Raw genomic sequence first — 12,038 nt, forward strand, 5'->3', positions numbered from 1 at the left:
ATGATGGCCCGCCACATGTTTGGCGGGCCTTTGGTTATTAGACGAAAGGATCGCAGCTATGAGCGAGTACGATTCCCAGCGTCCCCAGGATGCGGGCAACGCCGGCGAGACTCAACAGCAGCCGCGCGTGCAGGTGGAGTCGACGCCTGCCGGCGGCAACAACATTCCCTATGTGCAGGCCTACGACACGCAGACCGGCCAGCCGCTGGGTGGCCAGCAGGTCGTGAACAAGCACACGGTGGTCAAGACCAAGACCAAAAAGCTGCCGATCTTTATTACGGCGCTCGCCGGCTGCGCGTGCGGCGCCCTGCTGGTCATCGCACTTATCATGAGCGGCACGCTCGATATCGGCGGCGGCAAGAATGCCGTGACGGCGGGTGCTTCGGGTTCGTCGACGCAAAAGATCACGATCGACTCCGAGGACACCACGCTGGCCGAGGCCGTCTCTGCCAAGGCACTGCCCTCCGTGGTCTCCATTACCGCTACTTCGAGCGGCAGCCAGAGTGGTTCGCTTTCGCAGTCCGCTGACGAGTCGGACAGCTCGGGTAGCGTCGGCTCGGGCGTGGTGCTCGATACCGAGGGCCACATCCTCACTAACAACCACGTGGTCGACGGCTACGACCAGTACGTGGTGACCATGGACGACGGCGCCACCCACGAGGCCGAGTTCGTGGGCAACGATGCCTCGAGCGACCTCGCCGTCATCAAGCTCAAGGACGCCGACGCCTCCAAGCTCACCCCGATCGAGATCGGTGACTCCTCCAAGCTCAACGTTGGCGAGTGGGTCATGGCGATCGGCTCGCCGTTCGGCAACGAGCAGTCTGTCTCCACGGGTATTGTGTCAGCGCTCTATCGCTCCACGGCCATGAGCTCTACCAGCGGCAACACCATCTATGCCAACATGATTCAGACCGATGCCGCCATCAACCCGGGCAACTCCGGCGGCGCGCTCGTCAACGATAACGGCGAGCTCGTGGGTATCAATTCGCTCATCGAGAGCTATTCGGGCTCTAGCTCGGGCGTGGGCTTTGCCATTCCGGTCAACTACGCCAAGAACATTGCCGACCAGATTATCGACGGCAAGACGCCGGTTCATCCGTACCTGGGTGCCACGCTCTCGAGCGTCAACGCGCTCAACGCCCGCACCAACAAGCTGAGCACCGATAGCGGCGCGTATGTGGCGAGCGTTGTCGAGGACGGCCCCGCTGCCAAGGCCGGCATCCAGGAGGGCGACGTCATCACCAAGCTGGGTGACGACGAGATCACGAGTGCTGACGGCCTGATCATTGCGCTGCGTAGCCACGAGGTGGGCGAGAAGGTCGAGATCACACTCGTGCGCGGCAAGGAAGAGAAGAAGGTCACCGTCGAGCTGGGTTCCGACGAGGAGCTGCAGAACCAGCAGCAGGACGACAGCTCGACTGACACCGGCAACGGCGGCATCACCGACGAGCAGCTGCGCCAGTACCTGGAGGAGCTGCTGGGCCAGCAGGGTCAGGGTCAAGGCCAGGGTCAGGGTTACGGCCAGGGATTCTAGCGAGCCGTTTCGCACACATTAAAGCCAGAGGGGCTGTCCCGCCATGCGCGAGACAGCCCCTCTTTCCATAATGATCCCCCGGGGACGGAGGAAAACGGATCATTTTGAGCTGGCGAGCAGCTTTGTTTGGAAGGGCCTGGACAGTTAGTTCAGATACGTATAAATCTGGGGCAGTCTGGGATGTGTTTTGAGCTGTTTTGGGATTGAGATAGAGCTTGAATGGGTGTTTCAAAGGGAGAGCGGGACGTTTACATGGTCTCTAGAAGTCCAAATTAGCTGAAATAGGGCTATTCGTGTCCGATCTGGCTCGCAGATTTATACGTATCTGAACTAACTGTCCACCCCGATCCGACGGCTGCCGATTCGGTGCGGTTTGAGACCGCTATTCGGCCCCATCGCGACCGGTGGTACTCTTGTATCCGTTTGAAATCGAGCGAAGGAGTGCCGCTATGGAGCAATCGAGCCTGTTTGGTGACGGCGTGGACATCGATACCGAAACGCCCACGAGCGCGGATGCCACCGCACCGACCGATGCCCGCGCCAAGGCAGCAGCGCGCGCGGCCGAGTTGCGCCACGAGCTCGACTACCATGCCTACCGCTACTACATGCTCGATGCTCCCGAGATTACGGACGCCGCCTTCGACAAAATGCTCGTTGAGCTGCAGGAAATCGAGGCGGCCTATCCCGATCTGGTGACGCCCGACAGCTATACCCAGCGCGTGGGCGGCTACGTGAGCGAACAGTTTACGCCGGTCACGCACATGGCACGCATGTATTCCATGGACGATGCCATGGATCTGGACGAGCTCGACGCATGGCTCCAGCGCACCGAGGATGCGCTCGGCGCCGGCAGCGTCACCTATACCTGTGAGCTCAAGATCGACGGCCTGGGCGTGGCGCTTACCTACCAGAACGGCACCTTTGTGCGCGCGGCTACGCGCGGCGACGGCACCACGGGCGAGGACGTTTCGCTCAACGTGCGCACCATCAAGGACGTGCCCATGCACCTGTCCGAGCCGGCACTCGCCCACATGGGCGCCGATCGCGAGCGTACCATCGAGGTGCGCGGTGAGGTCTACATGCCCAAGGGCAGCTTTGTACGCCTGAACGATGAGGCCGATGCCGAGGGCCGCGACCCCTTCGCCAACCCGCGCAACGCCGCCGCCGGATCCCTGCGCCAAAAGGATCCCAAGATCACGGCGCGTCGCGACCTCGCTACCTTTATCTACGCCATCGCCGATACCGATCCGCTGCACGTCCATAGCCAGCGCGAGTTCCTTGACTGGCTGCGCAGCGCCGGCTTTAGCGTCAACCCCAACGTGGCCCGCTGTGCCACGCCGGCCGAGGTCCACGAGTTCTGCGCCCAGGCGCTTGAGCATCGCGGCGACCTGGACTACGACATCGACGGCGTGGTCGTAAAGGTCGACGCCTTCCAGCAGCAGCTCGACCTGGGCTTTACCGCCCGTGCGCCGCGCTGGGCCATCGCCTTTAAGTTCCCGCCCGAGGAAAAGCAGACCGTCCTGCGCGAGATCCGCATCCAGGTTGGCCGCACCGGCGTGCTCACGCCGGTCGCGGAGTTCGATCCGGTGACGGTCGCCGGCTCCACCATCGCGCGCGCCACGCTGCACAACATCGACGAGATCCGCCGCAAAAACGTGCGCGAGGGCGACACCATCATCGTGCACAAGGCGGGCGACGTGATCCCCGAGGTCGTGGGTCCGGTGCTCGACAAGCGCCCGGTCGATTCGGTCGACTGGCACATGCCCGAGGTCTGCCCTGTCTGCGGCAGCCCGGTCGTGCACGAGGACGGCGAGGTCGCCTACCGCTGCGTCTCCATCGACTGCCCCGCGCAGCTCAAGGAGCGCTTGCTCCACTGGGTGAGCCGCGGCTGCATGGACGTCGACGGCCTGGGCGACGAGATCGTCGACAAGATGATCGCCGCCGGCCTGATCCACGATGTCGCCGATTTCTATCAGCTTACGGTCGACGACATCGCCAGCCTGGACACGGGCCGCGTGTACGCGAGCTCCAACAGCAAAAAGGGCGTGAAGAGGGGCGATCCCATTCCGGTTGGTCTCAAGACGGCCGAGAAGATCGTCGCCGAGCTCAACAAGTCCAAGACTCAGCCGCTCGGTCGTGTGCTGTTTGCCCTGGGTATCCGCCACGTGGGTAAGAGCGTGGGCGAGGTCATCGCCGAGCGATTCCTGTCGATCGACAAGCTCATCCTGGCGAGCGAAGAGGACATTGCCGAGTGCGAGGGCATCGGTCCCAAGATCGCGGCGAGCGTCAAGCAGTTCCTGGCCGTGCCCGAGAACCTCGCCGTGCTGGAACGCCTGCGTCAGGCGGGCCTGTCGCTCGAGGTTGACTTGGGCGCCGCACATGCGCAGGCCGCAGCCGATGCCGGCGTAGCGGGCGAGCTCGCCGATGCGCAGCCGCTCGCGGGCCTGACGTTTGTGCTGACCGGTACGCTCGTAAACCGCACGCGCGACGAGGCGGGTGCCGCGCTCAAGGTGCTTGGCGCCAAGGTCTCGGGCAGCGTGTCGAAGAAGACGAGCTACCTGGTCGCAGGTCCCAAGGCGGGCTCCAAGCTCACCAAGGCCGAGCAGCTCGGCGTGCCCGTGCTGGATGAGGACGCGCTCGAACAGATTCTCGCTACCGGTCAGGTGCCAGAGGCGTAATGGATATCGAGAACCACAATTACTCGCAGGCGGAAGGGCACACGAGGCGCTCCCAAACGCAGGCAAAAGAGCACCTGATGGCGCGAATTCGCGTTGCCGAGCGCGAGCGCGCGGCAGGCACATCTCGCGATGCATTTGAGGCGTTGGCCGAGCTAGAAGCGAAGCTCGGTCTAGCCTAGCGACACAGGCACCGTGATCTGCGTCACGTAGGTCGCCGGATCGTCGCTGATGATGTCGTCGATGAGGGCGATTTCGCGCGAGGGGCCGGCGGGGGACAGGTTGTGCTCGCGCATGTAATCGAGTAAGCGCTCGTAGCGCGGAGCCGCCTGCCCGTGCGTGCCACGGAAGCTGACCGTCAGGCAGCGCGCGGCGGGCCGAACTTCGACGTCCCCTAGGTAGTCGTCCGTGTCATCCAACAGCAGAAAGACCTCGTCATAGCCATCAAAGTCGCCGGCGGCAAGGCGTTCGGGTGAGATGCCCACGCCCAGATTGCCTAGATACGCAAACGTTTCGTGCTGCCCCTGCTGCAGTTGGCGGATATGCCACCCAAGCGCATAAGCGTCGGTGGGGTTGACGCGCTCATGCAGCACGGCGCAGCGAAGTTCGGGCGCCTCGATTTCGCGGATGGTATCGAGCTCGGCATGCAAAGCGTCGTGCAACAAGGCAAGCCGCTGGTCGATCTTGCGCGACATGCGCTCCAGCTCGCGTCGTTTATGCTCAATTAACTCCTGCTGCCGGGTCAGCTGCCGCTGCATTAAATCCATGTCGCGCGTAGTGACAAACTCGCGAATCTGCGCCAGCGGCAAGTCGAGAACGCGCAGGTTGCCGATGGTGTTGAGGGTGGAGAGCTGCCGCGATCCGTAGTAGCGGTACCCACTCGCCGGATCGACATATGCTGGCTCTAACAGCCCCATCTGCTCGTAATGACGCAGTGTGCCCACGCTCAAATTGAGCAGGCGCGCCACCTCGCCAATGCGGAGCAGGCCCTCGGTGTGTTCGCTTGGCATGTCGGTCACAGGACCGCTCCTTTCGGTAAAAACAGGGGAGAGGTGCTAGGCATGCGTCGCCCCGCTACGCTACCAGTTTGTCAAAAGCCCCACGGCGGTTGAGCACGGTAAATGCAATCACGCAGATGACCGCCGACAAAATCGATCCGCATGGCGAGGCGATGCCCATGGGAAACAGCGTGTCGGAATAGGCGTTCGACAGCAGCCACGCACCGGGCACGCGAATGAGCGCCACCGCCAGCACGTTGTGAGCAAAGCCGATGTAGCTCTTGCCATACGCAGCGAAAAAGCCGCTAAAGCAAATGTGAATGCCGGCAAAGATTGCGTCGAAAATATAGCTGCGCATATAGCCGGTACCGGCGGTGACTACTGCAGCGTCCTTGGCAAAAAAGCCGATAAACGCCGGCGCCACCAGCCACATCAGTACCGTGATCAGGCAGCCGTATACTACCGAGATTGTCATGGCATCCTTGAGCACCTGACGCGCGCGGTCGCCCTTGCCCGCGCCGGCGTTTTGCGCCGTGAGCGCGCTGACGGTGGCACCCATGGAACTCGGCACAATGAACAAAAAGCTGATCATCTTTTCGACCAGGCCCACGGCGGCGGCGTCGACCAGACCGCGGTGGTTGGCGATGACGGTGATAAACATAAACGCCACCTGGATGCAGCCGTCCTGCACGGCCACGGGCACGCCGATCTTAAGAATGCTGCCGAGCACCTCGGACTGGGGGCGCAGGTCGCTGCGCTTAACGTGGATGTTTGTGCGACGGCTCTTGAGCCACACGAGCGCGAGGGCAACGCTGGCTGTCTGCGCGGTCACCGTGCCGAGCGCCGCGCCCACGGGGCCGAGCCCCATGTGGCCGATAAACAGAAAATCAAGCGCGATATTAATGATGCACGCCACGCCGATCACGTACATGGGCGAGCGCGAATCGCCCAGCCCGCGAAAGATGGCCGAAAGAATGTTGTACGCGGCGATAAAGGGAATGCCGATAAAGCAGATACGCAGGTAGGCGGCAGTGCCTTCGACCGCTTCGGCCGGCGTGCCAATGAGTGCCACGATCTGCGGACACAGTGCGAGCAGGGCAGCGGCCAGCACCACCGAGACACCCATAAAGAGCGTGATGGTGTTGCCGATGGCGGTCTCGGCGCGGTCGAAGCGGCGCGAGCCCACGGCGTGGCCGACGATGACCGTCGTGCCCATGGCCAGGCCCACGAGCGTCACGGTAATGATATAGAGCGTCTGTGCGCCATTGCCTACGGCGGTGATGCCGGCGGCGCCGCTAAACTGCCCCATCATGTACAGGTCGGCCATGCCGTAGAGCATCTGCAAAAAGTACGAGAGCATATAAGGTAGGGCAAAGACCGCGATGGTCTTAAGGACATTGCCGTGTGTGAGGTCGTGTTCCATGGGCGGGGCGCTTTCTGGCTTAGTTCGTTTACGTACCAGTGTAGTGAAAACCCTACAACGATTGTAGAGTCAAGATTTGTGTTGGCAGCGGGGCGAAAAAGTCACGCTCGCGTTTATTTCTAATTGAATACGGACGTGCGCCCTGCGAGCATAAAGCCTGCGCCAACCTTACAGAAATCGATTTCGGAGCACTTGACACCGCTGCACGGCGCGCCATAATACGTAGGTTTGCGAACAATGTTTGATGGGGGATGAACCTGCGTGCGCAATCTCAAGATTCTGTTTTCCTATCTGGGGGCATATCGCCGCGATGCCATACTCGGCGTGTTCTTTGTGACGGCCGAGACGGCGCTCGAGCTGTTTATCCCGGTCATCATGGCAAATATCATCGATGTGGGCGTGCCCGCGGGCGACATCAACTACATGCTGTTGCAGGGTGCGTATATGCTGGTGTGCGCCGCATGTTCGCTGGCACTTGGCTTGGGCTATGCGCGCACGTCTGCTCGCGTTGCCTCGGGGCTGGGCGCTAACTTGCGTGAGGCCGAGTATCGCAAGATCCAGACGCTCGCTTTTGGCAATCTGGACAACTACGACGCCAGCTCGCTCGTCACTCGCATGACCACCGACATCACCGTGATTCAAAACGCCGTGGGCAACGGCTTCCGCCCCATGGTGCGCGGGCCGGTAAATCTGGTCATGGGCCTCGTCTACGCTTTCGCGCTCTCGCGCGAGCTCGCGGCGGTCTTTGCCGTAATTCTGCCGATGCTCGCCATCGTGCTCGGTATCATTACCGTGCGCGTGAGCCCGCTCTACCGCCAACTCCAGACCTCGATGGACCACCTCAACGGCGTGGTGCAAGAGGACCTTACCGCCGTGCGCGCCGTGAAGGCTTACGTGCGCGCCGAGCACGAGTGCGACAAGTTCGACACCGTCAATACCGAGCTCGCCGGCACGGCGACCAAGACCTTTGGCACCGCCGTGCTCAACCTGCCGGTGTTCCAACTCTCGATGTACGTGGCTGCGCTCTCAATCCTGTGGATTGGCGGCCGCATGATTATCGAAGGTCGCTTGGGCGTGGGCTCGCTCACGGGCTTTATGAGCTACGTGCTGCTGATCATGAACTCGCTCATGATGATTTCCAACGTGTTTTTGCTGCTCACGCGCGCTCTCACAAGTGTGGGCCGTATCGCAGAGGTGCTCGATGAGGAGCCCTTTATCGCCAACCCTGCGGGAGATCTCGCGATTGCGGCGCCAGCGGACGGCAGTATCGAGTTTCGCGACGTTTCCTTTAGATACCGCGCGGATGCAGCCGAGGATGTGCTCGAGCATATCGACCTTCGCATCGAGAGCGGCTCGACGGTGGGCATCCTCGGCGGCACGGGCTCGGGTAAGAGCTCGCTTGTGCAGCTGATTGCGCGCCTGTACGACGCCACCGAGGGCACCGTGCTTGTGGGCGGACGCGACGTGCGCGACTACGACCTCGCGACCCTACGTGACGCCGTGGGCATTGTGCTGCAAAAGAATGTGCTGTTCACGGGCACCGTGCGCGAGAACCTGCAGTGGGGCAATCCGCAGGCGCCGGACGATGAGCTCCTCGCGGCTTGCCGCGCGGCGTGCGTGGACGAGTTCCTTGATCGCATCGGCGGGCTGGACGGCGAGTTGGGCCAAGGCGGTGCCGGTGTTTCGGGTGGCCAGAAGCAACGCCTGTGCATCGCGCGCACGCTGCTCAAGCATCCGCGCGTGCTCATTTTTGATGACTCTACCAGCGCGGTCGATATGGCGACCGACGCTAAGATTCGCGAGCACATCGCTCGGATTCCCGATACGACCGTGCTCATCATCGCCCAGCGCATTGCGAGCGTCATGGACGCCGATCGCATTGTGGTGTTGGACGACGGTCGTGTCCACGGCGTGGGCACACACGAGGAACTGCTGGCGGGCGACAACATCTACCAGGAGATTTACGCCTCGCAGATGGAGTTTGCGGGGAACGCGGACGCCGGTGACGGCAGCGATGATGACCGCGCGAATGATCCGTTTTCTTTCGCCCCCAGCGGATTACCCTTGGAAGGGGGTGAGCGCCATGCCTAAGACCGCAGCCCAAGCACGCCCTGCCGACCTCAAGCGCACTGTGCGCCGCTTGCTCTCCTACATGGGGCATGCCAAGTTCTCGTTGCTCGCGGTGGGCGTGCTCGCCTCCGTTGCCGCCATCGCGAGCCTCGCCGGCACCTACATGGTGCGCCCCATCGTCAACGGTTTGGCAACGGGCGGGGAGGAACTGCTCGCCAAGCAGGTCATCCTGACGGCGATCATCTACGCTGCGGGCGTGCTCTCGGCCCTGGGCTACTCACAGATCATGGTGCGCGCGGCCCAACGCGTGGTGTCCGATATCCGCCGCGACCTGTTCGCGCACATCCAGACGCTGCCGCTCAGTTATTTTGACAGCACGCGCTCGGGCGACATCATGAGCTTTTTCACCAACGACGTCGACACCGTCTCCGAGGCGCTCAACAACAGCTTTGCCAACGTGATTCAGGCCGCCATTCAGGTTGTGGGCACCACGGCCATGCTCATCATCCTTAACTGGCAGCTCACGATTATCACGCTCGTGTGCGATGCGGCCATTGTGCTGTATGCGCGCTACTCGGGCGCGCGCTCTAAGCGCTTCTTTGCCGCCCAGCAGGCATCGCTTGGCGACCTGGACGGATATATCGAAGAGATGGTCTCGGGCCAAAAGGTCATCAAGGTCTTTAATCACGAGGCGGCGAATGTCGCCGGTTTCACCTGCCGCAACGACGAGCTTCGCCGCACCGGCACCGCCGCTGTGAGCTATGCCAACTCCATGGTGCCCATGACCGTGGTGATTGGCTACGTCAATTATGCGATCGTTGCGGTGGCAGGCGGCATACTCTGCATCAAGGGGCTCGCCGACGTGGGCGCGCTTGCAAGTTACCTGGTCTTTGTACGCCAGGCTGCCATGCCCATCAACCAGTTCACGCAGCTGGGCAACTTCTTGCTCAACGCGCTTGCCGGCGCTGAGCGCCTGTTTGCCGCCATGGATCTTGAACCCGAGGTGGACGAGGGCTGCGTGGAGCTGGTGCAGACGGGCGACGCCGCGTGGGCATGGAAGATTCCCGAGGGCCAGGGCGTGGGCGCGTACGGGCATCTGCATGATGTGGCTGCCGTTGATGAGTCGGGCCGCGCGGTGGCTGCCGACGGTACCGAGCTCACGTGCGGCTTGGTCCCGCTTGCCGGCGACGTGCGCTTCCATGCCGTGGACTTTTCCTACGTGCCGGGCACCCGTGTGCTCACGGATCTCAACCTGTTTGCCAAACCGGGGCAAAAGATCGCGTTTGTGGGCTCGACGGGCGCCGGAAAGACGACCATCACCAACCTCATCAACCGTTTCTACGAGGTCGATGACGGCGAGATCACGTACGACGGCATTGACGTCAAGCACATTGCCAAGGCCAGCCTGCGCGGGTCGCTCGGCATTGTGCTGCAAGACACGCACCTGTTTAGCGGCACCATTGCGCAGAACATCCGCTTTGGCAAGCTCGGCGCGACCGACGAGGAAGTGCGCGCCGCTGCCGAGGCCGCCTGCGCTGATTCGTTTATCCGTCGCCTGCCTAGAGGGTACGACACGCCGGTCACGGCCGACGGCGCCAACCTGTCGCAGGGCCAGCGCCAGCTGCTCGCCATCGCGCGCGTGGCCGTCGCCGACCCGCCGGTGCTCATCTTGGACGAGGCCACGAGCTCTATCGACACGCGCACCGAAAAGCTCATCGAGCGCGGCATGGACCGCATCATGCGCGGACGCACCACGTTTATGATCGCGCACCGCCTGTCCACCGTTCGCGACGCCGACGCCATCATGGTCCTCGAACACGGCCGCATCATCGAGCGCGGCACGCACGAAGAGCTGCTCGCTCAGCACGGCGAGTACTGGCAGCTGGCACATGGCTTAAAAGAGTTGGATTAACCCGTTCGAGCACGATGCTTTGACCCCTCCATGCTCCTCACCTCGCCTCAAACCATCACAACATTCGGCGTTTTTTGCCAAAATCGGGAAAAGCATCGAATGTTGTGATGGTTTTTCTACCACTCGACCGGGTGGAATCGCTTTCTTGCGCACGAAGGTGTGCGGACCCGGGGGCAGGGGAATAAGGTTGGTTATCCGACTCCATTGGAGGGCTCATGGACCTGCCGATCGTCCTGTCCCATAAGACTGCCTGGCTGTACCACAACGTGGCGCGCCCGTCCGAGCCGCTCTCGCGAGCAAGCAGCCTATACGATGAGGACTCGCTTGCTAACGAGGCGGAGCCGACCGCGGGCCTGCCCAAATTGGGACTCGATGCCAAGGGGCTGAGGGCTTCAACGGCGGTTGGGATCGTTACCGACTATCTGGTTTCGCTCGGTATTCCACGAGAAGAGCTCGATCATATCGACACACTCGTCAACTTTGATTTTGAGCGCTCGACGCCGGCTGGATTTAGGTGCCACGTGTTTGGGGCGCCGGTACCTCCAGCCCATCTTATCGAGGTGGCAGAGGGCCTTCTGGTGGTTGATGAGGCCATGTGCTTTGTCCAAGCGGGTTCGTGGATGAGCGAGCCCGAGCAGCTGGAATATGGCTACGAAATCTGTGCCCGATACCATTTGAACCATCTGTCGACAGGCGATTATATCGAGATGGGGCAGAGGTATACCGTTGCCGACTTGATTGCCTATTGCAATGAGAACCGATCTCGTCAGGGGGCCATACGCGCGGCCGCCGTGCTCAAGCGCGTGCACGATGGCGCGCGGTCGCCCATGGAGACGGCCACCGCAATCATGGTCGTAGCAAAACGTTCCCAGGGCGGGCTGGGATACGTCAAGATCGAGCTCAACCATCGGGTCGATGTTCCCAGCGAGTTCAAATATCTCGCAAAGGCCGGGTATTTCGAGATCGACGTATATGCGCCTGCGAGTGGTACGGGGATTGAATACAACGGCTCGGACCATCTTGATAAACAGCGCAGCGCGTCGGATGCGGAGCGTATGACCGTGCTGAGCACGCTGGGCTTTAGGATGATCGTCCTCACCGGGACTCAGTTTGCCCACCAGCTGCAATTGCACCGGGCGATGAACGCCATCGCACTCGCGATAGGCCTTAAGTGCGACCGAAGCGAAGCGTTCCAGAAACGTCAGAACGACCTGCGAGAATTCGTGATTCGGCACTGGGACGGCGGCCTCTAGGGGTGTTTTGGTCCTTCTACGGGGTGCCGTGGGCAGGCAGACCATCACAACATTCGACGTTTTTTGCCAAAAACGGGAAAAGCATCGAATGTTGTGATGGTTTGTGTGTTGAGGATGGGCTTGGAAAGTCCGTTTTGCCCGAAGTGACCTGTCCTGTCGTACGGGTGTCGGCA

The 12,038-nt window shown here is 61.8% G+C and carries 8 protein-coding genes; 6 read left to right on the forward strand and 2 right to left on the reverse strand.

All coding sequences use genetic code 11. The annotated features are described in order from the left end of the window. Positions 1-58 precede the first annotated feature (58 nt). The 3 genes from OIL88_03565 to OIL88_03575 all read left to right on the forward strand — a co-directional run bounded on the left by OIL88_03565 (position 59) and on the right by OIL88_03575 (position 4,391). Positions 59-1,534, forward strand: a complete 1,476-nt coding sequence (locus OIL88_03565) for a trypsin-like peptidase domain-containing protein (GenBank protein HJI71449.1) — start codon at positions 59-61, stop codon at positions 1,532-1,534. Positions 1,535-1,983: 449 nt separating this feature from the next. Beyond that, positions 1,984-4,212 carry an NAD-dependent DNA ligase LigA gene (ligA, locus tag OIL88_03570; protein HJI71450.1) on the forward strand — a complete coding sequence of 743 codons (2,229 nt, stop codon included), beginning with the start codon at positions 1,984-1,986 and terminating at the stop codon, positions 4,210-4,212. Then, the gene (locus OIL88_03575; GenBank protein ID HJI71451.1) at positions 4,212-4,391 is read left to right on the forward strand and encodes a hypothetical protein; all 180 of its coding nucleotides are present in this window, start codon (positions 4,212-4,214) and stop codon (positions 4,389-4,391) included. Before ligA ends, OIL88_03575 begins: the two co-directional genes overlap by 1 nt. Here the strand turns inward: OIL88_03575 and OIL88_03580 are convergent. Next, positions 4,383-5,219, reverse strand: coding sequence for a MerR family transcriptional regulator (locus OIL88_03580; protein ID HJI71452.1), 837 nt, complete (start codon positions 5,217-5,219; stop codon positions 4,383-4,385). The two genes, OIL88_03575 and OIL88_03580, sit on opposite strands and share 9 nt — an antisense overlap. 64 nt (positions 5,220-5,283) lie before the next feature. Next, on the reverse strand, positions 5,284-6,630 hold the full coding sequence (locus OIL88_03585; protein HJI71453.1) for an MATE family efflux transporter: 1,347 nt from the start codon (positions 6,628-6,630) through the stop codon (positions 5,284-5,286). Between the two features lie 261 nt (positions 6,631-6,891). Here OIL88_03585 and OIL88_03590 point away from each other — a divergent pair, with 261 nt between their 5' ends. The 3 genes from OIL88_03590 (at position 6,892) to OIL88_03600 (ending at position 11,865) form a co-directional block, all read left to right on the forward strand. After that, positions 6,892-8,721 carry an ABC transporter ATP-binding protein/permease gene (locus tag OIL88_03590; GenBank protein HJI71454.1) on the forward strand — a complete coding sequence of 610 codons (1,830 nt, stop codon included), beginning with the start codon at positions 6,892-6,894 and terminating at the stop codon, positions 8,719-8,721. Beyond that, entirely contained in the window at positions 8,714-10,612 is a 1,899-nt protein-coding gene (locus OIL88_03595) for an ABC transporter ATP-binding protein/permease (GenBank protein ID HJI71455.1), read from the forward strand. Before OIL88_03590 ends, OIL88_03595 begins: the two co-directional genes overlap by 8 nt. Before the next feature lie 215 nt (positions 10,613-10,827). Continuing rightward, positions 10,828-11,865 carry a hypothetical protein gene (locus OIL88_03600; protein ID HJI71456.1) on the forward strand — a complete coding sequence of 346 codons (1,038 nt, stop codon included), beginning with the start codon at positions 10,828-10,830 and terminating at the stop codon, positions 11,863-11,865. The last annotated feature ends 173 nt before the right edge of the window (positions 11,866-12,038 follow it).

The organism is Coriobacteriaceae bacterium (assembly GCA_025992855.1).
Classification (GTDB): domain Bacteria; phylum Actinomycetota; class Coriobacteriia; order Coriobacteriales; family Coriobacteriaceae; genus Collinsella.